Annotated in this window: 23 protein-coding genes; 10 read left to right on the top strand and 13 right to left on the bottom strand. The window is 67.6% G+C overall.

The window, feature by feature from the left end; all coding sequences use genetic code 11:
* Positions 1–55 precede the first annotated feature (55 nt).
* Together dnaN and dnaA are read right to left on the bottom strand one after the other, a co-directional pair.
* Entirely contained in the window at positions 56–1186 is a 1131-nt protein-coding gene (gene dnaN / locus ACGFSB_RS09200) for a DNA polymerase III subunit beta (RefSeq protein WP_383331546.1), read from the bottom strand.
* Between the two features lie 883 nt (positions 1187–2069).
* A complete protein-coding gene (gene dnaA, locus ACGFSB_RS09195) occupies positions 2070–3968 on the bottom strand; it encodes a chromosomal replication initiator protein DnaA (protein WP_393396352.1) in 1899 nt (632 codons plus the stop codon).
* Between the two features lie 368 nt (positions 3969–4336).
* Between dnaA and rpmH the strand changes: the two genes are divergently transcribed.
* The 9 genes from rpmH (at position 4337) to ACGFSB_RS09150 (ending at position 11266) form a co-directional block, all read left to right on the top strand.
* Positions 4337–4474 (top strand): 50S ribosomal protein L34, encoded by a 138-nt coding sequence (gene rpmH / locus ACGFSB_RS09190; RefSeq protein ID WP_100597229.1) that lies wholly within the window; start codon positions 4337–4339, stop codon positions 4472–4474.
* A gap of 21 nt (positions 4475–4495) precedes the next feature.
* Positions 4496–4867 carry a ribonuclease P protein component gene (gene rnpA / locus ACGFSB_RS09185; RefSeq protein ID WP_393396350.1) on the top strand — a complete coding sequence of 124 codons (372 nt, stop codon included), beginning with the start codon at positions 4496–4498 and terminating at the stop codon, positions 4865–4867.
* A complete protein-coding gene (gene yidD / locus ACGFSB_RS09180) occupies positions 4864–5223 on the top strand; it encodes a membrane protein insertion efficiency factor YidD (RefSeq protein ID WP_393396348.1) in 360 nt (119 codons plus the stop codon). Before rnpA ends, yidD begins: the two co-directional genes overlap by 4 nt.
* Positions 5224–5226: 3 nt before the next feature.
* A complete protein-coding gene (gene yidC / locus ACGFSB_RS09175; RefSeq protein WP_393396346.1) occupies positions 5227–6519 on the top strand; it encodes a membrane protein insertase YidC in 1293 nt (430 codons plus the stop codon).
* A gap of 14 nt (positions 6520–6533) precedes the next feature.
* Positions 6534–7055, top strand: a complete 522-nt coding sequence (locus tag ACGFSB_RS09170) for a protein jag (protein ID WP_393396344.1) — start codon at positions 6534–6536, stop codon at positions 7053–7055.
* A 98-nt stretch (positions 7056–7153) separates the two neighbouring features.
* Positions 7154–7870 (top strand): 16S rRNA (guanine(527)-N(7))-methyltransferase RsmG, encoded by a 717-nt coding sequence (gene rsmG / locus ACGFSB_RS09165; RefSeq protein ID WP_393396342.1) that lies wholly within the window; start codon positions 7154–7156, stop codon positions 7868–7870.
* Positions 7871–8132: 262 nt separating this feature from the next.
* Positions 8133–9209: a ParA family protein gene (locus ACGFSB_RS09160; RefSeq protein ID WP_393396340.1), complete on the top strand. Its 1077-nt coding sequence runs from the start codon at positions 8133–8135 to the stop codon at positions 9207–9209.
* Entirely contained in the window at positions 9206–10339 is a 1134-nt protein-coding gene (locus ACGFSB_RS09155) for a ParB/RepB/Spo0J family partition protein (RefSeq protein WP_393396338.1), read from the top strand. The genes ACGFSB_RS09160 and ACGFSB_RS09155 overlap by 4 nt, the downstream gene beginning before the upstream one ends.
* A 309-nt stretch (positions 10340–10648) precedes the next feature.
* The gene (locus ACGFSB_RS09150) at positions 10649–11266 is read left to right on the top strand and encodes a GNAT family N-acetyltransferase (protein ID WP_393396336.1); all 618 of its coding nucleotides are present in this window, start codon (positions 10649–10651) and stop codon (positions 11264–11266) included.
* Between the two features lie 89 nt (positions 11267–11355).
* Here ACGFSB_RS09150 and trxA read toward each other — a convergent pair whose 3' ends face one another.
* From trxA to ACGFSB_RS09115, 7 genes are all read right to left on the bottom strand, one after another.
* A complete protein-coding gene (trxA, locus tag ACGFSB_RS09145; protein ID WP_393396334.1) occupies positions 11356–11688 on the bottom strand; it encodes a thioredoxin in 333 nt (110 codons plus the stop codon).
* Between the two features lie 43 nt (positions 11689–11731).
* A complete protein-coding gene (gene trxB / locus ACGFSB_RS09140) occupies positions 11732–12691 on the bottom strand; it encodes a thioredoxin-disulfide reductase (protein WP_393396332.1) in 960 nt (319 codons plus the stop codon).
* Between the two features lie 195 nt (positions 12692–12886).
* Entirely contained in the window at positions 12887–13879 is a 993-nt protein-coding gene (locus ACGFSB_RS09135; protein ID WP_393396330.1) for a hypothetical protein, read from the bottom strand.
* A complete protein-coding gene (gene sigM, locus ACGFSB_RS09130) occupies positions 13876–14610 on the bottom strand; it encodes an RNA polymerase sigma factor SigM (protein WP_393396328.1) in 735 nt (244 codons plus the stop codon). The genes ACGFSB_RS09135 and sigM overlap by 4 nt, the downstream gene beginning before the upstream one ends.
* 33 nt (positions 14611–14643) lie before the next feature.
* Positions 14644–16353 (bottom strand): protein kinase family protein, encoded by a 1710-nt coding sequence (locus tag ACGFSB_RS09125; RefSeq protein ID WP_393396326.1) that lies wholly within the window; start codon positions 16351–16353, stop codon positions 14644–14646.
* A gap of 119 nt (positions 16354–16472) precedes the next feature.
* A complete protein-coding gene (murJ, locus tag ACGFSB_RS09120) occupies positions 16473–18737 on the bottom strand; it encodes a murein biosynthesis integral membrane protein MurJ (RefSeq protein ID WP_393396324.1) in 2265 nt (754 codons plus the stop codon).
* Positions 18738–18784: 47 nt separating this feature from the next.
* Positions 18785–21142: a DUF6049 family protein gene (locus ACGFSB_RS09115; RefSeq protein ID WP_393397024.1), complete on the bottom strand. Its 2358-nt coding sequence runs from the start codon at positions 21140–21142 to the stop codon at positions 18785–18787.
* Positions 21143–21335: 193 nt separating this feature from the next.
* Here ACGFSB_RS09115 and ACGFSB_RS09110 point away from each other — a divergent pair, with 193 nt between their 5' ends.
* The gene (locus ACGFSB_RS09110) at positions 21336–22802 is read left to right on the top strand and encodes a CCA tRNA nucleotidyltransferase (protein ID WP_393396322.1); all 1467 of its coding nucleotides are present in this window, start codon (positions 21336–21338) and stop codon (positions 22800–22802) included.
* Positions 22803–22902: 100 nt separating this feature from the next.
* Here ACGFSB_RS09110 and ACGFSB_RS09105 read toward each other — a convergent pair whose 3' ends face one another.
* The 4 genes from ACGFSB_RS09105 to ACGFSB_RS09090 all read right to left on the bottom strand — a co-directional run bounded on the left by ACGFSB_RS09105 (position 22903) and on the right by ACGFSB_RS09090 (position 26647).
* The gene (locus ACGFSB_RS09105; RefSeq protein WP_393396320.1) at positions 22903–23370 is read right to left on the bottom strand and encodes a hypothetical protein; all 468 of its coding nucleotides are present in this window, start codon (positions 23368–23370) and stop codon (positions 22903–22905) included.
* A gap of 113 nt (positions 23371–23483) precedes the next feature.
* Positions 23484–24740 (bottom strand): MFS transporter, encoded by a 1257-nt coding sequence (locus ACGFSB_RS09100; RefSeq protein WP_393396318.1) that lies wholly within the window; start codon positions 24738–24740, stop codon positions 23484–23486.
* A 78-nt stretch (positions 24741–24818) separates the two neighbouring features.
* A complete protein-coding gene (locus tag ACGFSB_RS09095; protein ID WP_393396316.1) occupies positions 24819–25901 on the bottom strand; it encodes an inositol-3-phosphate synthase in 1083 nt (360 codons plus the stop codon).
* A 59-nt stretch (positions 25902–25960) separates the two neighbouring features.
* Complete coding sequence (locus ACGFSB_RS09090; protein ID WP_393396315.1) at positions 25961–26647, bottom strand: helix-turn-helix transcriptional regulator; 687 nt, start codon at positions 26645–26647, stop codon at positions 25961–25963.
* Positions 26648–26674: the final 27 nt, after the last annotated feature.

The raw sequence follows: 26674 nt of genomic DNA, 5'->3' as shown, positions 1-26674 counted from the left end.
CACCTTCGTACCCGCGTCCGAGCCTACGCCCGGACACCCGCACACACCTGTGGGCTCAGCCGCTCAGACGTACCGGCATGATCAGGTACTTGTACGCCTCGTCGGACTCGGCATCCAGGGCCGGCCTGCCACTCAGGAGCGCGGGCTTCGTCGACGTCGTGAACGACAGCTGGGCGACCGGGGAATCGATCGCGCTCAGGCCGTCGAGCAGGAACGTCGGGTTGAAGGCGATCGAGACGTCGTCGCCGTCGAGCTGGGCGTCGACCCTCTCCACAGCCTGTGCGTCGTCACTGGAACCGGCCTCCAGGATCAGCACGCCCTGCTCGAAGCTGAGCCGCACCGGGGTGTTCCGCTCGGCCACCAGGGCCACGCGCTTCACGGCCTCGACGAACGGCGCGGTCTCGATGACCGCGATCGAGTTGAACTCCGTGGGGAAGAGCGTCTTGTACTTCGGCAGGTCGCCCTCGAGGAGACGCGTGGTCGTACGCCGTCCCGCACCCTCGAAGCCGATCAGGCCCTCACCGGCACCGGAGCCGGACAGCGCCAGGGTGACCGTGTCGCCGCTCGTGAGCGCTTTGGCGGTGTCCAGGAGCGTCTTGGCGGGCACCAGGGCAACCGCGGAGGCCTCCGGGTCCTCCGGCTTCCAGAGGAACTCGCGGACCGCGAAGCGGTAGCGGTCGGTGGAGGCCAGGGTGACGGTGTCGCCCTCGATCTCGATGCGTACGCCGGTCAGGACGGGCAGCGTGTCGTCGCGTCCTGCGGCGATGGCCACCTGGGCGGCAGCCGATGCGAAGACCTCACCGGGGACCGTGCCGGTCGCGGTGGGCATCTGCGGCAGCGCGGGGTATTCCTCCACAGGAAGTGTGTGGAGTGTGAATCGCGAGGAGCCGCAGACCACCGTGGCGCGCACACCGTCGGTGGAGATCTCCACCGGCCGGTTGGGCAGGGCGCGGCAGATGTCGGCGAGCAGTCGGCCGGAGACGAGGACCGTGCCCTCCTCGTCGATCTCCGCGTCCACGGAGACACGCGCCGAGACCTCGTAGTCGAAGCTGGAGAGGCTCAGTGCGCCTTCCTCGGCCTTCAGCAGCAAGCCCGCCAGGACAGGCGCCGGAGGCCGGGCCGGGAGACTACGCGCCGCCCACGCCACCGCCTCTGCGAGTACGTCGCGTTCCACCCGGATCTTCACTTAGCCGCCCTCCTGCTGTTGCTGGCACTGGGGACCAGTCTGACGCACAGCACTGACAGCGGGTGCCGCTCGGGGTCAAGTCGTGGAAACGGGTCCTCGAGGTCCGGAGCGCGAGTTGTGCACAGGCCCCTCTTCCAAGCTCATTTCCCGGTGACTCTAAGTGGGAGTAGTAGTAGGGCCTGTGGAAACCGTGGATAACCGTGTTTTCGCAGGTCAGTGCCGGTTTTTTATCCACCGAGCCTGTGGGCGGAGACGGTGGACAACCGGTGGTTTCTGTGGACAGGCGAAAGTTCTGCACACCCGATGCACAGGCAAGGGGTACTTCTCCCCAGCCCTGTCCCCAGCTTTACCCACCTTCCCCACAGGCCAACCGACCCCCTTGGTGTGACCGCTTTCACTCGACACGGTGACGGGGCGCGTCGCGTTGCCGAACAGTGGACAGCCGTGTGGAGAAGGTGGGAAAAGCTGGGGACAACAGGCCCCAGCCTGTGGGTTGCCGGTGGACAAGTTCATGCACACCCTGCGGGTGGTTTTTTTATCCACAGCCTGTGGAGGAGCTTCGTCCACGAATCCACAACCACCTGACCTGGCTTGATGATCCTTCAGCAGGGTCCCCTGTGGACAGCATCTGGACAACTTCTCAGTCCCCAGGGTGTGGAAGGAAAAAAGAGCGCAGATCTGTGGAGAACAGGCCCCTCAGCAGCGGAAATCGAACAGCGGAGAGGGGTGAGCGGGGTCCACGCGCGCGTGCGGAACGGCAAAGGGCGCCCCGGAAGTTGTTCCGGGGCGCCCTTCAGCGACGTGTCGGCGCTGTGTTTCCGTGGCTCTCAGCGCGTCTGACAGCACCTGCCGGCGCGTCAGACGCACCTCAGACGCGCGTCTGTCAGCCGTTCTTGATGCGGTTGGTGAGCTCGGTGACCTGGTTGTAGATCGAGCGCCGCTCAGCCATCAGCGCGCGGATCTTGCGGTCCGCGTGCATGACGGTCGTGTGGTCACGGCCACCGAACTGCGCGCCGATCTTGGGCAGTGAGAGGTCCGTCAGCTCGCGGCAGAGGTACATGGCGATCTGCCGTGCCGTCACCAGGACGCGACTGCGCGAGGATCCGCAGAGGTCGTCCACCGTCAGCCCGAAGTAGTCCGCCGTCGCGGCCATGATGGCCGGAGCCGTGAGCTCCGGAGAGGCGTCCTCGCCCCCAGGGATCAGGTCCTTGAGGACGATCTCCGCCAGACCCAGGTCCACCGGCTGCCGATTGAGCGAGGCGAAGGCCGTGACCCTGATCAGCGCGCCCTCGAGCTCACGGATGTTGCGTGAGATACGGGACGCGATGAACTCCAGGACCTCCGGAGGAGCGTTCAACTGCTCCTGTACCGCCTTCTTACGAAGGATGGCGATACGCGTCTCCAGCTCCGGCGGCTGGACATCGGTGATCAGGCCCCACTCGAAGCGGTTGCGCAGCCGGTCCTCCAGGGTCACCAGCTGCTTGGGCGGCCGGTCACTGGAGAGCACGATCTGCTTGTTCGCGTTGTGGAGCGTATTGAAGGTGTGGAAGAACTCCTCCTGCGTCGACTCCTTGCTCGCGAGGAACTGGATGTCGTCGACGAGCAGGATGTCCATCTCGCGGTACCGCTTGCGGAAGGTATCGCCCTTGCCGTCGCGGATGGAGTTGATGAACTCGTTCGTGAACTCCTCGGAGCTCACATAGCGCACGCGCGTGCCGGGGTAGAGGCTGCGGGCGTAGTGCCCGATCGCGTGCAGAAGATGCGTTTTGCCGAGCCCGGACTCCCCATAGATGAAGAGGGGGTTGTACGCCTTGGCGGGCGCCTCGGCGACGGCGACGGCCGCCGCGTGTGCGAAGCGGTTCGACGCGCCGATCACGAAGGTGTCGAAGAGGTACTTCGGGTTGAGGCGCGCGGTGGGTTCGCCGGGAGCCGAAGCGGGGGCCGGCTGTGCGGCCAGCGGGCCGGGTGAGCCGCTGCCGTGGACGCCGTGGCCGTTGCTGTGACCGCCGCCCCGGGGATCGGAGTGGCTCCCGGACCCGGGCGACTGCTCGTGCCGCTCACGCCGGTCGTGGCGGTCCTGCTGGTCCTGCCGTTCCTGGCGCTCCTGCCGTTCCTGGCGGTGCTGCTCGTAAGGCGAGCGCCCCTGTGGCGGCTGCGACCGGTAATCGTGCTGAGGCTGCTGAGGGCTCGCGTACGGGTCGCGCTCGGGGAAACCGAGCCGCTGCTGCTGCCAGCCGTAGTCGTCCTGCTGGGGCTGCTGCTGCGGCCAGGCGCCGGGCCCGGGGCGCTGATAGTCGGGGTAGGCGGGCCGGGCGGTCGGCAGCTGGTCGGGCCGGGGTCCAGAGGAGTGCTCGTCCGAGGTGCGGCGGCCGTAGCTGTCGTACGGCTCATGCCCCTGCCCGGAGCCCGGATGCTGCTCGGGCTCTTCGTAGCGGTGCTGTTGCTGCTGGCCGGGCTGCTGCTGGAGGGGCGGCGCCGGCGGTGTGGGCCGGTCCATGGGGTCGCCGACCGAGTCGTCCACCGTGATGGCGATACGGATCGGGCGACCGCACTCGCGGCTCAGCGATTCGCTGACGATGGGTGCGAGCCGCCCCTCGAGTACGCCTTTGGCGAATTCGTTCGGTACGGCGAGCAGTGCGGTATCGGCGACCAGCGCCAGCGGCTGGCAGCGTTTGATCCAGCGCTCGTCCTTCGCCTCGACACCGTGCCCCCGCCCCTCACCCAGCAGCTGCTCCAGCACTCGTGGCCACACTGCGGCAAGATCGGCAGGTACGTCAGCCACAAGGCACGCTCTCTCACGGGGTCCCACGAAGGTGTGGTTCTTGGGACGGAAATCGGGATGGGGCAGGGAGAAGGGAATGAATCGGAGTTTGCCCACGGTAGTCAGGGCAACGGCTGCGGTTCAAGTTGTTGTCCACAGGCTGTGCACAGTGTCTCTCCCTGACGGTCGGTTTGACCGGATGGCGTAGCCCCGCGTACCGTGACCAGGTCGAGTTGTCGATGGCTGCTGCCGCCTGCCTCCGATGGGCAAAGATCACGATCTGTGATTGTGAAGCGGTGCACTCGGTGCGTATTCGCGAGCTTCTCGTGGGCGCACGGTGACAGCCAGGCGATGTCCCGCCTCCACACAATCATTTCTGGAGCCCCCGAGTGAGCAAGCGCACCTTCCAGCCGAACAACCGCCGCCGCGCCAAGACCCACGGCTTCCGCCTGCGGATGCGCACCCGTGCCGGCCGCGCGATTCTCGCGAACCGTCGTGGCAAGGGTCGCGCCGAACTTTCCGCCTAAACGTATTTAGGTCATGACGTCGTGCTGCCTACCGAGCATCGGCTGAGGCGGCGCGAAGACTTCGCGACCGCGGTACGCCGAGGACGACGAGCCGGACGCCCGCTTCTCGTCGTCCATCTACGTAGCGGTGCAACGGACCCGCACGCGCCTGGGGAGAGCGTTCCCCCGACGCGTGCGGGTTTCGTCGTGAGCAAGGCCGTTGGCGGAGCAGTCGTACGCAACAAGGTGAAGCGCAGGCTTCGCCATCTGATGCGTGACCGGGTGGCCATGCTGCCCCCCGGTAGCCTGGTAGTCGTACGAGCGTTGCCCGGTGCGGGCGACGCCGCCCATGCACAGCTGGCCCAAGACCTGGATGCCGCTCTTCAGCGGCTGCTGGGAGGGGGCGCTCGATGAAGTACCCACTGCTGGCTCTGATCAAGCTGTATCAGTGGACGATCAGTCCGTTGCTCGGTCCGGTGTGCAAGTACTACCCGTCGTGTTCCCGCTACGGCTTCCTGGCCATCGACCGGCACGGTGCGATCAAGGGAACGGCGCTGACTGCCTGGCGCATCCTGCGATGCAATCCGTGGTCGCTCGGTGGCGTCGACCATGTCCCGCCGCGCAAGCGTCCGCGGTGGCACGAGATGCTGCGCGCCATGTGGCGCGAGCGCAAGGGCGGGCCCTCCGCCGCTGGCGTGCCGTCCGGGGAGATCTCCCCGGATACCCCGAGCCCGGCCGCCGAGACCCCGTCCCATGCTCAAGGAGCCTGATTAGTGGACACGATTGCCAGTCTGTTCAGCTTCATCACGACACCCGTTTCCTGGGTCATCGTCCAGTTCCACTCGCTGTACGGGGCCATCTTCGGTCCTGACACGGGCTGGGCCTGGGGCTTGTCCATCGTGTCCCTGGTGGTCCTGATCCGTATCTGCCTGATCCCGCTCTTTGTGAAGCAGATCAAGGCGACCCGGGCGATGCAGACGCTGCAGCCCGAGATGAAGAAGATCCAGGAACGCTACAAGAGCGACAAGCAGCGTCAATCCGAAGAGATGATGAAGCTGTACAAGGAGTCGGGTACCAACCCGCTCTCCTCTTGCCTTCCCATCCTGGCGCAGTCGCCGTTCTTCTTCGCCCTGTACCACGTGCTCAGCGGAATCGCGTCGAACGACACCATCGGCGTCATCGACAAGCCGCTCCTGGAGAGCGCGCAGAAGGCGCACATCTTCGGGGCCCCGCTGGCCGCGAAGTTCATGGACAGCCAGGAGAAGGTCGAGGCGCTTCACGCCTCGCTGACCGACGTTCGCGTCGTGACCGCGATCATGATCGTCCTGATGTCGTTCTCGCAGTTCTACACGCAGCGCCAGCTGATGACGAAGAACGTGGACACGACGGTCAAGACGCCGTTCATGCAGCAGCAGAAGATGCTGATGTACGTCTTCCCGGTCATGTTCGCCGTCTTCGGCATCAACTTCCCCGTCGGTGTCCTCGTCTACTGGCTGACCACCAACCTGTGGACCATGTGCCAGCAGATGTTCGTGATCCGCCGGAACCCGACTCCGGGCTCCAAGGCCCAGGCCGCGTTCCTGGAGCGCCTGCAGAAGCAGCTCACGCACACCAAGAAGGTGCGGGGCCGTGGCAACACGAACATCATCAAGGCGATCGTCGCCAAGGGCCGTGACCGCAACGAGTTCGAGCGCAAGTTCATCAACGGTCTGAGCAAGGAAGGCCTGGCGGCCCAGGCCGACGGCTCCGTCGCGCCGAGTGATTCCGCTGTCGCCACGGAGACCGAGGACGGCACTCCGGCCGGCGGTGGTGCCCCGAAGCGGCAGCAGCCCAAGCGCCAGAGCAAGTCACAGCGCCAGTCCGCCGCCGCACAGAGCAAGGCGGAGAGTGACGCGGAGACGGCTTCGGACGCGAAGACGTCGCTGGAGAAGACCCAGGACGAGCCTGAGGACGCCGCTCCCAAGGACAAGGCCGCGGGCGGCAAGTCCGGATCAGGTAACGCACGCCAAGCCAAGTCGGGGCAGCGCAAGGGCCAGCAGCGGCCCAAGCACCCGTCCAAGAAGTAGAAGGAGTCCATCCCGTGACGGAAGGCACCACCGCCCCCGCCGAAGCCGAGGTCGACGCCGGCGACATTCTCACCCGTCTTGAGCAGGAGGGTGAGATCGCGGCGGACTACCTCGAGGGTCTGCTGGACATCGCCGATCTCGACGGCGACATCGACATGGACGTCGAGGCCGACCGTGCCGCTGTCTCGATCATCAGCGACTCGAACGGCCGCGATCTGCAGAAGCTCGTCGGCCGTGACGGTGAGGTTCTGGAGGCACTCCAGGAGCTGACCCGTCTCGCGGTGCACCGCGAGACCGGTGACCGCAGCCGTTTGATGCTGGACGTCGCGGGTTACCGCGCCAAGAAGCGTGAGGAGCTCTCGGAGCTGGGCGCCAAGGCCGCGGCCGAGGTGAAGAGCTCCGGTGAGCCGGTGAACCTCAAGCCGATGACGCCCTTCGAGCGCAAGGTCGTGCACGATGCGGTAAAGGGCGCAGGGCTGCGCAGCGAGTCCGAGGGCGAGGAGCCGCAGCGCTTCGTCGTCGTGCTTCCCGCCTGATCCACGTCGCTTTCCCGGCCCCGTCTGCTCGCAGGCGGGGCCGGTCTTTGTCAGCCTGATAGTCAGCCACCCCAGTGCGGTACGGAAGGACGGTCCCCGTGACGGAGGAAGCGGAGCTCCCCTCGGCACCCGAGGAGGCTCGGGCGGTATTCGGCGAGCGCTTCTCGGACGCGGTCCGGTACGCGGAGTTGCTGGCCGATGCGGGAGTGAAGCGCGGCCTGATCGGGCCCCGCGAAGTGCCCCGGCTGTGGGAGCGGCACCTCCTGAACTGTGCGGTTCTCTCCGAGGTCGTGCCCGAGAACGTGATGGTGTGCGATGTCGGCTCGGGTGCGGGTCTGCCGGGCATTCCGCTGGCTCTCGTCCGCCCTGATCTGAAGATCACGCTCCTTGAACCGCTGCTGCGGCGGACGACCTTCCTCACCGAAGTAGTCGAGCTGCTCGGACTCGACCACGTGACGGTCGTGCGTGGCCGCGCCGAGGAGGTCCTTGGGAAGCTGCCTCCCGTCCACGTGGTGACCGCGCGGGCCGTGGCGCCACTGGACCGGCTCGCGGCCTGGGGTGTGCCCCTGCTGCGTCCGTACGGAGAGATGCTGTTGCTCAAGGGCGATACGGCCGAGGAAGAGGTCAAGGCCGCCGGAGCCGCGCTGAGCAAGCTCGGCGCGGTGACCACCTCGGTACTGCACGTCGGTGAGGGCGTGGTGGACCCGCTGTCCACAGTCGTACGGGTCGAGGTCGGGGAGAGTCCCGGCGGTGTCCGCTTCGCAGCGAAGCGCGCCAAGGCCGCTCGCACGGAGCGGACCCGCCGCCGTCGTTGATCCGTCCTGACGACGAGCCGTACTCCACACAAGCTGCCAAACGTACGCATACCGGGGTGTCGCGCAAGCGGCACCCCGGCTGCGGTGCATCGTGTTTCACGTGAAACGTCGCTCACTGCTGCATGGCATCATCAGTCGCAGTCGCGCTGCTGAACCTCGCGACCGCCGACCACTCGGATCCCTCGAACGGGGCCCCGAGTTGTCCACAGAGGTGGATTCGTCCACAGAAGACCGGGCCTCGCTGGTTCATGACCCTCAAAGCATGGGAGGCTCTGTTCATTGCGAGCCTGAAGTCGAGGAGAGTGAATCCTTGCGGTCCGACGCCAACATCGCGGGACCGATGACCGATCCGGTCCCCGGTCCCCGTACCGAGTCGGCGGGGGAGGATGTTTCACGTGAAACACCGCCCCCGATGGACGACACCCCTATCGGTCGTGCTGCCCAACTGGCGGTGGAAGCTCTTGGGCGTGCAGGCGAAGGCCTGCCACGACCGGAGCAGACCCGCGTCATGGTGGTTGCCAACCAGAAGGGTGGAGTGGGCAAGACGACGACAACCGTCAACCTCGCCGCTTCGCTCGCTCTGCACGGCGCGCGCGTCCTGGTTATCGACCTGGACCCGCAGGGCAACGCCTCCACGGCTCTGGGGATCGACCACCACGCCGAAGTGCCGTCCATCTACGACGTGTTGGTCGAGAGCAAGCCGCTCTCCGAAGTCGTGCAGCCGGTCCCTGATGTCGAGGGCCTGTTCTGTGCCCCCGCCACCATCGATCTCGCGGGTGCGGAGATCGAGCTCGTGTCTCTCGTGGCCAGGGAGAGCCGACTGCAGCGGGCCATCCAGGCGTACGAGCAGCCGCTGGACTACGTCCTCATCGACTGCCCGCCGTCGCTCGGTCTGCTGACGGTCAACGCCCTGGTTGCCGGTGTGGAGGTGCTGATCCCCATTCAGTGCGAGTACTACGCACTGGAGGGGCTCGGTCAGCTCCTGCGCAACGTCGATCTGGTGCGGGGGCACCTCAACCCTCATCTGCACGTCTCGACGATCCTGCTCACCATGTACGACGGCCGGACCCGGCTCGCCTCACAGGTGGCGGACGAGGTGCGCAGCCACTTCGGCGAAGAGGTCCTGCGGACGAGCATTCCTCGCTCGGTCCGTATCTCCGAGGCGCCGAGCTATGGGCAGACCGTGCTCACCTACGACCCGGGATCGAGCGGTGCCCTCTCGTACTTCGAGGCGGCACGGGAGATCGCGCTACGCGGCGCCGGTGTTCGCTACGACGTACAGCACGCCCACCTGGGCGCTCAGAATGATCAGCACAGCACGACGGAGGGGATGCAGTGAGCGAGCGACGGAGAGGGCTTGGTCGTGGCCTTGGCGCCCTGATCCCTGCAGCCCCCACAGAGAAGTCGACTGCCCAGGCTATGGGTGCAGCGTCGGCCTCACCCAGCGCCGTACCGGTGCTCACGGCCGAGCGGGGGGTGGCGGCCGCGAAGGTGGCGGCGCTCCCGCAGAGCCCCGTTTCACATGAAACGGAAGAGCCGACGTACGGAGCGGTGGAGCCGGAGAGCCCGGCCGCTGCGCACTTCGCCGAGCTGCCTCTCGACTTCATCACGCCCAACCCGAGGCAGCCCCGTGAGGTCTTCGACGAGGACGCCCTCACCGAGCTTGTGACGTCCATCAAGGAGGTCGGGCTCCTCCAGCCTGTCGTCGTACGGCAGGTGGGTGCCTCGCGTTATGAGCTCATCATGGGTGAGCGGCGCTGGCGAGCCTGCCGTGCGGCAGGGCTCGAGCGCATCCCGTCGATCGTCCGGGCGACGGACGACGAGAAGCTCCTCCTGGACGCGCTCCTGGAGAACCTGCACCGTGCGCAGCTGAACCCGCTGGAAGAGGCCGCCGCCTACGACCAGCTGCTCAAGGACTTCAACTGCACGCACGACCAGCTGGCGGACCGGATCGGCCGCTCTCGCCCGCAGGTCTCGAACACGCTGCGGCTGCTGAAGCTGTCGCCGGCGGTTCAGCGCAGGGTCGCCGCCGGAGTGCTCTCCGCGGGCCATGCTCGTGCTCTGCTGTCCGTCGAGGACACGGAGGAGCAGGACCGCCTCGCACACCGGATCGTGGCCGAAGGGCTCTCGGTGCGGGCCGTCGAAGAGATCGTGACCCTCATGGGATCGCGGCCGCAGAGCGCCCCGCGTGCCAAGGGGCCGCGTGCGGGGGGTCGGGTGTCACCGTCGCTGACCAAACTCGCCACGCGCCTCTCCGACCGGTTCGAGACCCGGGTGAGGGTGGATCTGGGGCAGAAGAAGGGCAAGATCGTCGTCGACTTCGCCTCTCTGGAGGACCTGGAACGCATCCTCTCGACGCTCGCCCCGGGCGAGGGTCCGGTCCTGATGAACGGACTGGCCGAGGACTCCGCCGAGGTTCCTGCTGAGGGCTCTGTTGAGGACGACACGTCCAAGGACGGAGAGGCCTGAGCCTCATCAGTTCCGACCCCTGAGAGCGGGCCGTGTCCGGTGTGTACCGGAACACGGCCCGCTCTTTGCTTTCCTACGGTATCGGTGCAATCGGCATCGTGGATACGATGCGTTTGGGTATGGCGCATCCAGCTGACGGCACCTCTTTGGGGAGGCGAGGGCCATGCGATCGGTGAGCCGCACCGAACTGATGACTGCGGGCCTTGGGCTGGGAGCAGTCGGCGGATTCGTCGGCAGCCTGCTGAAGGAACGCAGCGCTCTGACTGCCGCCCGTGACGCTGCGGGCGAAGGAAGTGAGGAACCGCCTTCATGGGGCGTCGGCTCGTACCGCTCACGCTGGACAACCTTCCGGACCTTCCCAAGCGTTGCCGGTCGTGTGTCTTCTGGGAGCTGGACCCGGTCAGCGGCCAGGCCGCGGTAAAGGCCGGAACGCCGGAGCTGGAGAAGGAGGCGTGGATCTCCGCCGTCCTCCTTGAGTGGGGATCGTGCGGCCGAGTCGTCTACGTCGATGATGTTCCGGTGGGCTTCGTGCTGTACGCGCCACCGGCCTACGTGCCTCGTGCCACCGCTTTTCCGACGAGTCCCGTGTCGCCCGATGCCGTGCAGCTGATGACCGCGTGGATCATGCCGGGCTATCAGGGCCAGGGGCTCGGTCGCGTGATCGTCCAGACAGTCGCGAAGGATCTGCTGCGCCGGGGGTTCAAGGCGATCGAAGCCTTCGGGGACGCCCGATGGCAGAAGCCTGCCTGTGTGCTGCCCGCGGATCATCTCCTGGCGGTGGGCTTCAAGACGGTCCGTCCGCACCCCTCGTATCCACGACTGAGGCTTGAGCTGCGTACGACGCTCTCGTGGAAAGAGGACGTCGAGTTGGCGCTGGACCGATTGCTCGGGGCGGTGCAGAAGGAGCCAGCGCTCCGACCGCTCTGACGCGCCCACCCCTTAACACCGCAGTCATGCGAATGGGCCAGCCCTGGAGGGCTGGCCCATTCGTGTTTCACGTGAAACAACGTCGCTCGTTACTCGGCGATGAAGTCCTCGAGGTCACGCTCAAGAGCGGCCTTCGGCTTGGCGCCGACGATCGTCTTGGCCACCTCGCCACCCTGGTACACGTTCAGGGTCGGGATGGACATGACGCCGTACTTGGCGGCGATGCCGGGGTTCTCGTCGATGTTGAGCTTGACGATTTCGATCTTGTCGCCGTGCTCAGCCGCGATCGCCTCGAGAGACGGCGCGATCTGGCGGCACGGGCCGCACCAAGCGGCCCAGAAGTCCACGAGGACGGGCTTGTCGTTCTTGAGGACGTCTTCCTCGAAGGAAGCGTCGGTCACGTTCTTCAGGGTGCCGGCCACGGCGGGCTCCTTAACTTGGTGGTGCGGTGGGGAGGATGGGGTGTCAGACGGTGGCTGCGGCGGTCTCGCTGTCCGCGAGGGCAGCCAGGAACCGCTCGGAGTCGAGCGCGGCGGAGCAACCGGTACCGGCCGCCGTGATCGCCTGGCGGTACGTGTGGTCGACGACGTCACCGGCAGCGAAGACGCCGGTCAGGTTCGTCCGGGTCGAGGGAGCCTCGACCTTCAGGTAGCCCTCGTCGTCCAGGTCGAGCTGGCTCTTGAAGAGCTCCGTGCGCGGGTCGTGGCCGATTGCGATGAACAGGCCGGTCACGGGCAGCTCGGCGGTCTCGCCCGTCTTCAGGTTGCGCAGCGTCAGACCGGAGAGCTTCTGCTCACCCTTGATCTCGGCGACCTCGCTGTCCCAGATGAACTTGATCTTCGGGTCGGCAAGGGCGCGGTCCTGCATCGCCTTGGAGGCACGCAGGCTGTCGCGGCGGTGCACGATCGTCACGGACTTGGCGAAGCGGGAGAGGAAGGTGGCCTCCTCCATCGCGGTGTCGCCGCCGCCGATCACGGCGATGTCCTGGTCCTTGAAGAAGAAGCCGTCGCAGGTCGCGCACCAGGAGACGCCGCGGCCGGAGAGTGCGTCCTCGTTCGGCAGGCCGAGCTTGCGGTGCTGGGAGCCCGTCGTCACGATCACGGACTTCGCACGGTGCACAGTGCCCGCCGTGTCCGTCACGGTCTTGATCTCGCCGCTCAGGTCGACGGCGATCACATCGTCCGGCACCAGCTCGGCGCCGAAGCGCTCGGCCTGGGCGCGCATGTTGTCCATGAGCTCGGGGCCCATGACTCCGTCCTGGAAGCCGGGGAAGTTCTCCACCTCGGTGGTGTTCATCAGCGCACCGCCTGCGGTGACGGCGCCCTCGAACACCAGCGGCTTCAGCGACGCGCGCGCGGTGTAGAGCGCCGCCGTGTAGCCGGCGGGCCCGGAGCCGATGATGATCACGTTACGGACGTCGGTCACGGCTTGATTCCTCGTCTCTGGAGACTGCTGCGTACTGCTGGTGGGTGCCTGTCTCAGGTCTCTCACCCCACCCAACGGATCCTACGGGGCATGCATTCCCGACGTGTCCGAGCGCACGGAAGCATGTCAGCGAAGCATGTCGGGGACGTCAGGATGACACGCCGGACCGAACCCTCTTGCCGGGTGGTGGGAGGGTCAGGGCCGCGCGTAGGAGTGGGTCAGCAGTACCTTGCCCGCGGAGGTATCCGACGACGGCTTGTCCACGCACGTCGCGTCGATGACGTAGGCGGAGACCTTCGTGCTGTCGGAGTCATGGGACGCCACGACGAGGTAGGCGTCCTTCCCCTTATATGTGCCCTCTTCGGCAGCCAGTGGTGTCCGGTCGCCGATGCCGAGCTGGACGCACTTGGGGACGGAGACCGCGGTCTCCCGCAGCGGTGCGTTCTTCTCCTTCGGAGATTCCGGGCTGGACCGCACGCCGAAGGACGGCTCGTCGCTCCCGGAACCGGGTCCCGTGGTCGGCGCCTTGGCGAGCAGGTCGGTCACCTGGCCCTGGAGCTTGTCATCGGAGAAGGCGTGTGCGGAGTCGGCGTTACCCGATGCCGTGTCGGTTCCGCCCGAGTTGCCGCCCATGGTCTGCATCAGCAGGGAGCCGAGCCCGATGGCAGCCGCCGTGAAGACGGCACCGAGCACGACGTTGCGGCGACGGCCGCCCCGGAAGCGGCTCCCGCGTCCAGGTCCCGTGGCCGCGCGAGGGTGGCCCGCGGGTCGGTCGGCGGGTGAGTTGGGTGACGCTTCACTGCGAGCCGGAACTTCATCGGGAGCGGGCGATGTTTCACGTGAAACATGCACGGCAGCCACGGGCTCGGGCATCGGATCGCGATCGACCGAGCCGATGGAGCGCGGTGCGATGCCGACGGAATCGGGTGCGAGGGAGTCCAACAGCGCTTCCGCGGCCAGTGCCGCATCGATGCGGCTGGCGACGTCGGCCGGCATCCGCGACGGTCCCGGCAGCGTGCCGAGTATGCCGCGGATCTCCTCCAGGGAGTCGTAGACATCGGCACACAGCTCGCAGTCACCGAGGTGTCGTCGCACGTCGACCGTGCGGGACGGCGTGAGCAGTCCCTCTGTGAGGTCGGAGATCTCAGCGACTTCTGGGTGCCCGGCTGAGTCGGTCGTCGTCGTCACGCTCGCCCACCTCCGCCCTTCACAGCAGCTGAATCGCTTGGCCCCGCATCCCGCGGCCCCGCTGCAGGTGGGACGGATGTCCCCTGCGTCCGGTTCCTTCCCGGGTCTGACTTCCTGGCGTCCTGTTCATCGCCGCTGTCTCCGCCCTGCGTACGCGTCTCCGCACGCAGGTGGGTGAGTAGCGGCAGCAGTCTGGCTCGGCCGCGCGCACAGCGGCTCTTGACGGTGCCCGTGGGTACCTCGAGCACGCTGGCCGCCTCGGCCACGGGATAGCCCTGCATGTCCACGAGGACGAGCGCGGCACGCTGGTCGTGCGGCAGTGTGCCCAGTGCCTCGATCAGTTCGCGGTGCAGATCGCCACGCTCGACGGGAGCCGCCGCCGACTCATGCGGCTCGAGGAGCTGCTCGAGCCGTTCCGTGTCGTCGATGGGTGAGGTCTTCCGGGACGCCGCCTTGCGCGCCCGGTCGAGGCAGGCGTTCACGGTGATCCGATGCAGCCACGTCGTGACGGCCGACTGCCCACGGAAGGTGTGCGCGGCGCGATAGGCGGAGACGAGAGCGTCCTGGACCGCGTCAGCGGCCTCCTCACGGTCTCCCAGCGTGCGCAGGGCCACGGCCCACAGCCGGTCGCGATGGCGCCGGACGAGCTCACCGAAGGCATCCTTGTCTCCGGCCACATGGCGGGCCAGGAGGTCCTGGTCGTTCATCTCGCCGTGCGTGGTGTCATCCACCGTCGAACCCCCTCCCCCCGGTCGGCCCGTTCCTCAGCCCGTGAACTTCACGTCCGTGATGGCCTGCTTGTACCCCGCGCCGCTGTATTCATCACGGGGTGACTCGGGTACATCGGTGAGCCAGACGAGTACGTACCGCGTCTTGACCGGTTTCTCCGCCTTGACCTTCGCCGTTCCGCCCGATGTCGTGACGGTCCCGATCTGCTTCATCGAGCTCGGAGGCGTCGAGGAGGACATCGAGTCCGCGGCGTACAGCTTGACCGTCGTGTGGTTGCCCGCATAGCGGAGCCCGATCGACGCGGCCGACACGTCCTGGTCCTTGCCGAGGTCGTAGACGATACCGACGCCGGGCTTGTAGGGCGCGAGCTTGGGACCGCCTATGAAGCTGTTGGTCCGCCAGTACGTAGAGCTGTCGCCGTCGTACGTGTTGGGGACGCCGACGGTGTCCTGCGCGTCGCCCTTGAGGACGTACTCCTCGCCATCCTCGATCTTGATCGGATGCGAGGGCTTCGGCTTGTTCTTGTCGCCGCCTTCGGAGGTGTCCGAGCTGCCGGGGTCATCTGAGTTCCCCCGGTCCATCAGCGCGTCCGCCAGCTGCCAGCTGCCGAGTCCCAGAGCCGCGATCAGGAGTGCGGACACGGCCCACTTGAGGGCCTTTCCGGTACGGCTCTGCAGCGGGGGCGGCGGGGTCGGCACCGGCTGGGTGGCGCCCGGACGGGGCGCGGTGCGGCCGTAGGTGCCCTGCTGATAGGTCGTGCGCTGGTACTCGGGCGGTGCGGTGAACACGGGCTCCGGCGGGCGGATGCGCGGCATCTCACCGATCGCCTTCACCAGCTCCTCCGGCGTCGTGCACGGCGGCTCCTGGCGGGAGGCCGTCGCGCCCTCGTTCACGAGCGCGCGCATGGCGAGCTCGGAGAGGCCCCTGTGCACGCCTGCGCGCACCTGGTCGGGGGCGATCAGGCCGACGCCCTTGGGGAGGCCTGCGAGGCCGTACGCATCGTCCTCGTACGGCCAGCGCTGGGTCAGCGAGGCGTACAGCAGCGCGCCGACCGCTTCGGTGTCCGTGCGCTGCGGGGTGTCGGAACTGATGCCACGGAGCGCCGCGTTCACGGCGAGGCCACGGATGCGGTACTGGCCGGACGAGGTCCGCAGCACCGCACTCGGGGTCAGCCGCAGATGGGCGAGGCCCTCACGGTGGGCGGCCGCCATGGCCTGGGCGACCTGACTGACGAGCTGGTACGCGTCGTGCGCCTCCAGAGGGCCCGCCGCGAGCAGCGCGGTGAGCTCTGTGGCGTCGGGCAGCCACTCGTGCACCACATAGACGAGGTCGTTCTCCTCGACCGCGTCCAGGACGTGCACGAAGCGGGGGTCGCCGAGCAGCGCCGACGAGCGGGCCGCTGCGAGTACCGATCGTGCCCGCGGATGGTCGGCGGGCAGCAGATGCACGCCGACGGCCCGGCGGAGTTTCTCGTCCACCGCACGCCAGCTGCTGAAACCGTCCAGACGGGTGACGCACTCTTCGAGTCGATAGCGTCTGGCGAGCTTGTGGCCGCTGTGCAGCTCGGGGGGTGATGCCGCCCCCGAGCTCGTGGGCTCGCCGGTCTCTGCTTCGCCTTCTTCTGCCGTTTCCCGCTCCCGGGTCTGGGCCACCCCGTCGGCCGTGGCCTCGTCCGCTTTCGCGGTCAGCGGCTCATCGCCGCTGTTGTCTGCCACGTCGACGGCAGCCGTGCTCCGTTCCGCCACCGTCGTTCCTGCCTCCCCATCCGTTGCGCTCTGTCAGACGCCAAAGCCAATTGTGCCCACAGTCCGGCCCTATGCACGACACGCAGTGGCCGGTGATGGTTGTGCGAACCCCCTGGATCTCACCGTCCGAGACGGCCGCGGACCATCCCGACCATGGAATTCAGCTCCGCAATCCGCATCTTTCGGGCGGCCACGAAGAAGACGCCGCCGAGAACGATTCCTCCTGCGACCAGTGCCGCGAGCGAGCCGATGGCGCCGTCGCCGAGAGCCTTGAGGATCGCGAAGCTGACGGCTCCGCCGAGGAGGGCCGCCGGAATCGAGGCCCCGATGAGCCTGGTGTAGGTACGCGCCACCTGCGCGCCGTCCAGGTCGCCCCCCAGCCGTGTGCGCAGCCGACGCCAGGCGATGCCGACACCGACGGTGTACGCGAGGCCGTAGGAGGCGGCCATGCCGACGACGGCCCAGCGGGCAGGCAGGACGAAGAAGCAGAGCGCCGACGCGGCGGCGTTGACGGCCGCGACGATGACCGTGTTGTAGAACGGCGTGCGCGTGTCCTCGTAGGCGTAGAAGCCCCTCAGGACGACGTACTGGACCGAGTACGGGATCAGGCCGAGGCCGAAGGCCATCAGGGTGTACCCGATGTTCAGTGCGCCCGAGCCGGAACTGGCGTAGAGGAGCGTGGCCATGGGCAGGCCCAGGGCGAGGAAGGCGAAGGCACACGGCACGATCGCCACGGCAGAGGTGCGCAGACCGTAGGAGATGTCGTCACGGACGGCTGCGGGGTCTCCGTCGTTGGCGGAGCGGGAGATACGGGGCAGTACCGCGGTCATAACCGAGACCGTGATGATGGCCTGCGGCATCATCCACAGCAGCAGTGCGTAGTTGTAGGCGGTGATGCCGGTGCCGGGGTGGCCGAGCTTCTCGGCGGTCGCACCGGCGCTGGTGGCCAGCTGGGTGACGACGACCATGCCGAGCTGGTTGGCGAGGACGAAGAAGAGCGTCCACTTGGCGAGCCGGGCGGCCTTGCCGAGTCCGTGGCCGCGCCAGTCGAAGCGGAGCCGGAGCTTGAATCCCGCGTCACGCAGATACGGCACCATCGACAGTGCCTGCACGGCGAGGCCGAGCAGGGTGCCGAGACCCAGCAGACGTACGCCTTCGGGCGTGATGGTGCTGGCGTTGATGCCGGTGTCGTTGAAGCTGCCGAAGGCCCAGATGAACGCCCCGAAGGCGGTGATGACCACGACGTTGTTGAGGACAGGGGTCCACATCATCGCGCCGAAGCGGCCGCGGGCGTTGAGGACCTGGCCGAGCACGATGTGCACGCCCATGAAGAACATCGTCGGGATGCAGAAGCGGGCGAAGGTGACCGTCACTTCCATCCGGACGGGGTCTTCGGCGATCGTCGGCGACATCATGCGCACGAGCAGCGGCGCTGCCACCACGCAAATGACGGTGACGCTCGCCAGCAGGACCATGACGAGGGTGAGAAGGCGGTTGGCGTATCCCTCGCCCCCGTCGTCGTCGTTCTTCATGGCGCGGACGAGCTGAGGGATGAAGACCGCGTTCAGGGCGCCGCCGCCGACGAGGACGTAGATCATCGTCGGAAGGACGTTGGCGACCTGGTACGAGTCGTTGAGCGTGCCGACGCCGATCGCGGCGGCCATGACCAGGGTGCGCGCGAAGCCCGTGAGCCGGGAAACCAGCGTGCCCGCGGCCATCACCGCGCTCGACTTCAGCAGGCTCGAGGCCCGCCCGCCGCCCGACTTCGGGGCCGGGGCCGCCGGTGCGGGGGTCGGGGGAGCTGCCGGGGCCGGGACCACCGGGGGCTCGGGGGGTTGGTAGCCGCCCGGTTGCTGGTAGCCGTTGCCCTGGGGATAGCCGTTGCCCTGTGGGTAGCCGTCCTGCTGGTAGCCGCCGGGCTGCTCGCGGTAGCCGCCCGGTTGCTGGTCCCGGAAGAGGTGGGCGAAGGCGTCCGGCTCGTGGCGCTCCTCCCCGGCCTGGGTGACCAGGTCGTCGACGCCCACGAACTGCGTCGTACGGGCGTCGTCGCCGTACGGGAGGTGCCGGGTAGGTCCTTCGGGCTCGGGGGCCGGGGTCTGGGCCCACACACGGGGGTCCGGGGCGTGCTGGGGGGAGGGTGGCTGGGCGTAGAGGGGCTGGGGGTCCTGGTAGTAGCCGGGCGGCGGCGGGGGGTGCGCGGCGCGGTCGTACAGCGCCTCTGTCACCGGATCCTGGGCGGTGAGATCCTGCGCCCGGTAAGGGTCCTGGTCGTAGGCGTCCTGGAGGTACAGGTCCGGGGCAGGCTGGGGTGGCACCTGTCCGTCCTCAGGGGGACCGGAACCGCCCGCGCCCTGGCCACGGTCACCGTCGTACGGCGCGTTCATGGATTACCCCACCTCATCGTCCCCGGGCCCACCGGCCACGACATCGCTCAACGGTCCACTCTCTCACCCGTGTCCGACGGGTCGGTGCTTTCCGGAGCGGTGTCCGGTGTCGGGTCACTCGGCTGCTCGGGGTCGTCCTCTCCGGACTCGCTGCCGGACTCCCCGTCGGAGTCGTCGTCGGGTCCGCTGTCCGTGCTCGCCTCGGCCTGCTGCCGGGCGGCCCGCTTGCGCTGGGTGTACATCCGGAATCCGGCGAGCACGAGGAGGAGGACGCCGCCCGCGATGACGAGCATCACAGTGAGGGTGATCTCGGTGACGTTCACGTCGAACTTGACCGCTTTGCCGTAGGGCTGGCCGTCCTCGGTGTAGAGCTGGGCGTAGACCGGCACCGGGCCGTTGGCGTTGGCCGTGGTGGTGAACTTCACCGACTGGGCGTGCCCGCCCGCGACCTTGACCGGCTGTTCCCAGTAGGCCTTGCCGCCGATCTTCAGACGTGTGGGGTTTTCCGACGTCAGGCGCAGAACCATGTGGTCGACGCCCTGGACGAGGTTGTTCTGCACCGTCACCGGGATCGTGGCGCTGCGCCCCGAGAGCTTCGCGTCAGACTTCTTGATCAGCGCCACCTGATCGATGAGCGTCGTCAGGTACTTCTCCACGCCACGGCGGAATGTGTCCGCCTCGCCGGCCCGCCCGCGCCAGGACGTGGACATCTCACGGTCTATGGCCCGCCCGAAGGGAGTGATCACGCGGTCGGGCTCGCTGAGGATCGTCTTGAAGCGGCTGAGCTTGTTCCGGGTGTTCTGAATGGACTGGAAGGCCGACTTCGGCAGCTCCTGCTTGCGCAGCGACGCCGGGTAGGACCCGGCCGAAGGCACCTGGGTCGTGGCCGCCGGGTCTGGCTTCACCTTCGCCGCCGTCGAGAGGTCCTGCGGCTGCGTCCAGCGCTCGTCGGAGAGGGCGGTCAGCGCCTTGGCCATCGACTGGGCCTGGCTGGCGGACGGCATACGCTGTGGAGCGACGACGATGCTCCGCTGCTTATCCGGGTCCTGCAGTGTCACCATCAGGCTCTGCGCGAGGAACTCCTGCACGGCGAGCGTGGAGCTCTCGGCCCCCGTCATGTCGCCCTGGAAGGCCGTGGAGAGGCGTGCGTCGGCCACCACGGCCGTCGTGCCGCCGCCGATGGGCCGGGCGGCGTTGGGTGTGTACAGAAGCCCGCCGGTCTCGCGCATGCTGTCGCTCCGGGCGATCACCGTGTGGGCGCCCGCAGAGGTGGAGACATCGACGACCGACGGATCGAGCGCGCCGTCCACGGGCCACGCGAAGTCCGACCGGGGCTTGACGTGGAGGATTGTCTTCACGGCGTCGGACCCCGCATCGGTGGCGTCCTTGAGCTGGCCGAGGGACCCGGTGACGGTCTTGCCGTTGTGGGCGAGCGAGGCGAGGTCGGGGTCGGCGAAGGGCAACGCCACGACCTTCTTGTCCTGCACGGTCTGTTCGAGCTTGTTGAGCCAGTCCTTGGCGACCGCCTGGCCCTTGCCCGCCGTGGTGCTCTTGCCGTCGGCGGTCTGTACTCGGTAGTTCCGCGTCATCGCGTCGACCGAGGCCAGCAGGTCGGGATCGACGACCCAGGTGACGTCGAGCTCGCGGCCCGCGGACAGCATCTGATCGAGGCGGCCGCCCGGGGCGAGCTCCTTCGTCAGGTCGTCGTCAGTGAAGACGGGCGTCTGCTGCTCGTCCGAGCCGGTCTCCGCCGTGAGGTGCGGGGTGGAGATGAGCGGCCACAGGTAGGTCGTCTTGGTCTTCGTGTCGCTGGCGTCCGCCTGCCAGGGCAGGAAGGTCCGCTCGAAGCCGAGGACCTGGGACCACGGCTGTGCGGCGGTCCGGCCCGTGAGGGAGACACCGAGCTGGTAGACACCGTCGGCGCCGAGGTCCAGCGCCTTGACCGGGACGGAGATGCTGAAGTCCTGGCGGACGCCGGGGGTCAGCTTGGAGAACTTCTCGACGTACTTGCCGCCGACCTCCGTGCCGTCGGCTCCTGGCTGGTATCCGGTGCGCTTGGCGGCGGAGTCGATCGAGCTCCGGCCGTTCAGGACCGGCCCGAGGCGCAGCCCGACCTGGGCTCCCGTCACCGTCTGCTTGCCGTTGTTGGTGACCGTGCCGGAGACGGTGAGCGTGTCGCCGTCCACCGGGGCGGTGGGTGTGAGCGAGTCGAGCGAGACGTCGACGGTCCTTGAACCGGTGGCGTCGGCCGCCGCGCTCGGCACGGCGGCGTGCGCAGCCGCCTCCGCCGGAAGCTGCAGCATCCCGGTCAGCAAAGGGGCCGCGGCCATCAACGCTGCCGTACGCCGCAGCCACCGGCGGGCAGGTGAGGGACTGGTCCCCGGAAAGTCTGCCGCCTCGGCCACGCGTTGCCCGTCCTCGTTGTTGTCAGTGGTCGTCGGTTGTGCGTCCACGCATGGTAACGAGGTGCGCTGTGGCGAAGTGCCGCGGACTGCTCCACATGATCGGAAGACCTGGCCGGAGAGGGGCGCGCGGCTCTCGGAGCCCCGCTGAAAACCGGGCGGCTGGGGGCGTCCGGGGCACGTACCCTTTTCTGTTGTGCCGAACGCCAATGAAGAAATTCCCAGCGCACTGAGTCAGGTGCAGCGCCGCGCGGTCAGTGAACTACTGCGTGTGTCCCCTGTCGCGGACGACCTTGCCCGCCGTTTCCAGGAGGCCGGGTTCTCTCTCGCCCTGGTCGGCGGGTCGGTCAGAGACGCGCTCCTTGGCCGGCTCGGCAATGACCTGGACTTCACGACCGAGGCCCGCCCCGAAGACGTACTGAAGATCATCAGGCCGTGGGCGGACTCGGTGTGGGAGGTGGGGATCGCCTTCGGCACGGTGGGGAGCCAGAAGGATGCCCGCGTCGGAGACGCTATTCAGCGCTTTCAGATCGAGGTCACGACCTACCGTTCTGAGGCGTACGACAGGACCTCGCGCAAGCCGGAGGTGTCGTACGGCGACTCCATCGAGGAAGACCTCGTGCGCCGTGATTTCACCGTCAACGCGATGGCCGTGGCGCTCCCGGAGAAGGAGTTCATCGACCCGCACGGGGGGCTCGAGGACCTGGCGGAGCGTGTCCTGCGGACTCCTGGCACCCCGGAGGACTCCTTCTCCGACGACCCGCTGCGGATGATGCGGGCCGCGCGATTCGCCGCGCAGCTGGACTTTGAGGTGGCTCCCGAGGTCGTCGCCGCGATGAAGGCGATGTCCGAGCGCATCGACATCGTCTCCGCGGAGCGCGTCCGTGACGAATTGAACAAGCTGATCCTCTCGCCGTACCCCGCGAAGGGGCTGGCTCTACTTGTCGACACAGGCATCGCCGACCGTGTTCTGCCCGAGCTCCCGTCGCTGCGTCTGGAGCGTGACGAGCACCACCGGCACAAGGACGTCTACGACCACTCGCTGATCGTTCTGGAACAGGCGATGGCGCTGGAGGAGAACGGCCCGGACCTGACGCTGCGGCTCGCGGCCCTGCTGCACGACATCGGGAAGCCGCGTACGCGGCGCTTCGAGGAGGACGGCCGGGTCTCCTTCCACCACCACGAGGTGGTGGGCGCGAAGATGACCAAGAAGCGGATGACGGAGCTCAAGTACTCGAACGAGCTCGTGAAGGACGTCTCGCGCCTCGTGGAGCTGCACCTGCGCTTCCACGGCTACGGAACGGGCGAGTGGACGGACTCGGCCGTACGCCGCTACGTACGCGACGCGGGCCCCCTCCTCAGCCGGCTGCACAAGCTGACCCGGTCCGACTGCACGACGCGCAACAAACGGAAGGCCAATGCGCTGTCCCGTGCGTACGACGGCCTGGAGGAGCGCATCGCGCAGCTTCAGGAGCAGGAGGAGCTCGACTCGATCCGTCCCGACCTGGACGGCAACGAGATCATGGAGATCCTGGAGGTGCGGCCGGGCCCGGTGATCGGTCAGGCCTATAAGTTCCTGCTGGAGCTGCGGCTCGAGAACGGGCCGATGGAGCGGGACGCGGCGATCGCGGCGCTCAAGGAGTGGTGGGCAGCGCAGGAGTGAGGTGAGGTTCGCGGCGATGTTTCACGTGAAACATCACAGCGGATCCGGACGTGCGAAGGGGCACTGTTTCACGTGAAACAGTGCCCCTTCGCGTATGCCGTTACTTGGCTTGCTTCAGGCAGAGCACCACATCGTGGCTGCCGCCGGTCTGGTAGTAGGAGACCTCGGTCCCCTTGACCGTCTCGCACTTGCTGACGCTGCTGGTGCCGTCGAACTTCTCGATGACCTTGAACTCGGCGTCACTCGAGGAGCAGTCGGCGTTCTCCAGCTTCGGCTGCGACTGTGTGCCCTTGTTGTGCAGGCAGTCACCGACGGCGGTGGTCTCAGCGTCGCTCTTGCCCAAGTACCACTTGCCGACAGCGACGAGGATGCCGACGACGATGACGGCACCGATGCGCAGCACCAGCTTGTTGACGCGACGGCCACCACTCGGAGCGGCCGGAGGCGGAAGCGGGGCGCCCTGGTTGTAGGGCGGGTAGGGCTGCTGCGGAGCGGTGGGCTGCCCCGGCTGGCCGTAGGGCTGCACGCCCTGGCCGTACGGATTCTGGCCCTGGGGCGGAGTAGTCACTTAGGGGTCCCCCTCGAACGGAAGCGCGATGGCGCGGATACGACGTCCGTAAGTTATCGGGGGGCAGTGGCATCTCTGTAGCTCAGAGGGGCTCTGTGGCATTGATGTGACACTTACTGCGCGCCAAATCTGGCCATAGTAGCAGCAATTGCCGCGTAGATAACGGCCACCGTGACCACCAGCGGAACCGATCGCCCGTCAGGCGGCAGCATCAGCGCGGCAACTCCCGCCGCACCGACGAAAGCGACGTTGAACAACACGTCGTAGAGCGAGAAGATCCGGCCACGGAAGCTGTCGTCCACCGCCGACTGCACCACCGTGTCCGTGGCGATCTTCGCTCCCTGAGTCGTCAGGCCGAGGAGGAACGCGGCGATCAGCAGTGGGGCAGGTGTGAAGGGGAGGGCGAGGGACGGCTCCAGGATCGCCGCGGCTCCCGCGCAGGCGGTGATCCAGCCGCCGGGGCCCAGCCAGTTCACCGCCGATGGCGTCACCACGGCCGCCACGAAGAAGCCCGCCCCCGAAACCCCCACCGCGAGTCCGAGCAGGGCGAGCCCGTCGGACTCCGAGGACGACCAGGCGTACCGGCAGAGCATCAGGACCATGACCGACAGGGCGCCGTAGCAGAACCGCATGAGTGTCATCGCGAGCAGCGCACGGGCGGCCGGGCGCCGCTGCGACAGATGCCGCACCCCGGCCATCAGGTCCCGTGCCGTACCGGACAACGCCGCACGGAGCCGCGTCTTGACCAGTTCAGGGCCCGGACCGAGCAGCTCACGCGCCATCCGCAGTGAGGCGAGCGCCGCGCATAGGTAGAGGGCGGCGCCGATCAGGACCACCGCCGCGTCCGAGTCGAAGCCCGCCAGGCGCACGGCGAACGCGAGGCCACCGCCCGCGGTGGCGGCCAAGGTCCCCGCGGTCGGTGACAGGGAGTTGGCCATGACCAGGCGATCGGGGTCGACCACGCGCGGCAGCGCGGCCGAGAGCCCGGCGAGGACGAAGCGGTTGACGGCCGTGACACAGAGCGCGGAGGCGTAGAAGAGCCAGTCAGGCACGCCGCTAAGGATCAGCAGCGCGGTCACCGAAGCAAGCACGGCCCGCAGCAGATTGCCGTACAGAAAGACCTGACGACGCGGCCAGCGGTCGAGGAGCACGCCCGCGAAGGGGCCGATCAGCGAGTAGGGCAGGAGCAGCACCGCCATCGCGGAGGCGATCGCGGTCGGCGAGGTCTGCTTCTCCGGCGAGAAGACGACGTACGTGGCGAGTGCCACCTGATAGACGCCGTCCGCGCCCTGGGAGATCAGCCGCACGGCGAGCAGGCGCCGGAAGTCCCGCAGGCGCAGCAATACGCGCAGGTCACCGACGACAGCCATGGGGCACAGCCTCACATACGAGGAGGGTCCCCGGGCGGATTGCCCGGGGACCCTCGACAGACGTTCGAGCGAAGAGCTTTAGCGCTCGACCTCGCCCTTGATGAACTTCTCGACGTTGTCGTACGCCTCGTCGTCGAAGTACTGCACCGGCGGGGACTTCATGAAGTACGAGGACGCGGAGAGGATCGGGCCGCCGATGCCGCGGTCCTTGGCGATCTTCGCGGCGCGCAGGGCGTCGATGATGACACCGGCCGAGTTCGGGGAGTCCCAGACCTCGAGCTTGTACTCCAGGTTCAGCGGGACGTCACCGAAGGCGCGGCCCTCGAGGCGGACGTACGCCCACTTGCGGTCGTCGAGCCACGCGACGTAGTCCGACGGGCCGATGTGGACGTTGTTCTCGCCCAGCTCACGGTCGCGGATCTGCGAGGTGACGGCCTGCGTCTTCGAGATCTTCTTCGACTCGAGGCGGTCGCGCTCCAACATGTTCTTGAAGTCCATGTTGCCGCCGACGTTGAGCTGCATGGTGCGCTCGAGACGGACACCGCGGTCCTCGAACAGCTTCGCCATCACGCGGTGCGTGATGGTGGCGCCGACCTGCGACTTGATGTCGTCGCCGACGATCGGCACGCCCGCCTCGGTGAACTTGTCAGCCCACTCCTTGGTGCCGGCGATGAAGACCGGAAGGGCGTTGACGAACGCGACCTTGGCGTCGATGGCGCACTGCGCGTAGAACTTCGCAGCGTCCTCGGAGCCGACGGGCAGGTAGCAGACCAGGACGTCGACCTTGCGGTCCTTGAGGATCTGGACGACGTCGACCGGGGTCTCGTCGGACTCCTCGATGGTCTGGCGGTAGTACTTGCCAAGGCCGTCGAGGGTGTGGCCGCGCTGGACGGTGACGCCCTTGCTCGGCACGTCGCAGATCTTGATGGTGTTGTTCTCGCTGGCGCCGATGGCGTCCGTGAGGTCGAGGCCGACCTTCTTGGCGTCCACGTCGAAGGCGGCGACGAACTCGACATCGCCGACGTGGTACTCGCCGAACTTGACGTGCATCAGGCCCGGGACCTTGGCCTCCGGGTCTGCGTCCTTGTAGTACTCGACGCCCTGGACCAGCGAGGCGGCGCAGTTGCCCACGCCGACGATGGCTACGCGAACCGAACCCATTCCGGTTGCTCCCTGTGTGATCTGTGTATTCCGGATGAGGCCCTGCGGAACGCGGAACCTCACTTGGCGGTGTCATCGGACGGATCCGGCGGCGGGTTGGTCTCCCGCCGCCGGGGCAGGCCGCCCGACTCCCCAGATGTGCTGTCGTGCTGAGCAGAGCCGTCCGGAGCGGACCGTTGCTGGTCCCGCCCCGCTCGCTCGCTCTCGATGAGCTCGTTCAGCCAGCGCACTTCGCGCTCCACGGACTCCATTCCGTGCCGCTGCAGCTCAAGCGTGTAGTCGTCCAGGCGCTCCCGGGTACGGGCCAGGGAGGCGCGCATCTTCTCCAGTCGCTCCTCGAGGCGGCTGCGACGCCCCTCGAGCACCCGCATGCGTACGTCCCGCGAGGTCTGCCCGAAGAAGGCGAAGCGGGCGGCGAAGTGTTCGTCCTCGTACGCGTCCGGGCCGGTCTGGGAGAGCAGCTCCTCGAAGTGCTCCTTACCTTCCGCCGTCAATCGATAGACGATCTTGGCGCGGCGCCCGGAAAGAGGAGCCGCCAGGGCGTCCTCGGGGGTGCCGCCCGACTCCTCGATCAACCAGCCGTTGGCGACCAGCGTCTTGAGGCAGGGGTAGAGGGTCCCGTAACTGAAGGCCCGGAACACTCCCAGCGATGTATTGAGCCGTTTACGCAGCTCATAGCCGTGCATCGGGGACTCGCGCAGCAGGCCGAGCACGGCGAACTCGAGGATGCCGGAGCGTCTGCTCATCTTCGCCTCCCGTCTGCCAGCGTCTGT

The organism is Streptomyces sp. NPDC048441 (genome assembly GCF_043200235.1).
In the GTDB taxonomy this organism is placed as follows: Bacteria; Actinomycetota; Actinomycetes; order Streptomycetales; family Streptomycetaceae; genus Streptomyces.
Note: the sequence above shows the minus strand (reverse complement) of the source record. Positions and strands in the feature narration are given on the sequence as shown.

Excerpts from the sequence above, each read along its gene's own strand:
- yidD (WP_393396348.1), top strand. The coding sequence starts at position 4,864 with ATGAAGTACCCACTGCTGGCTCTGATCAAGCTGTATCAGTGGACGATC.
- ACGFSB_RS09095 (WP_393396316.1), bottom strand. The coding sequence starts at position 25,901 with ATGGGTTCGGTTCGCGTAGCCATCGTCGGCGTGGGCAACTGCGCCGCC.
- murJ (WP_393396324.1), bottom strand. The coding sequence starts at position 18,737 with ATGAACGCGCCGTACGACGGTGACCGTGGCCAGGGCGCGGGCGGTTCC.
- ACGFSB_RS09150 (WP_393396336.1), top strand. The coding sequence starts at position 10,649 with ATGGGGCGTCGGCTCGTACCGCTCACGCTGGACAACCTTCCGGACCTT.
- ACGFSB_RS09100 (WP_393396318.1), bottom strand. The coding sequence starts at position 24,740 with ATGGCTGTCGTCGGTGACCTGCGCGTATTGCTGCGCCTGCGGGACTTC.
- ACGFSB_RS09090 (WP_393396315.1), bottom strand. The coding sequence starts at position 26,647 with ATGAGCAGACGCTCCGGCATCCTCGAGTTCGCCGTGCTCGGCCTGCTG.
- ACGFSB_RS09160 (WP_393396340.1), top strand. The coding sequence starts at position 8,133 with ATGGGAGGCTCTGTTCATTGCGAGCCTGAAGTCGAGGAGAGTGAATCC.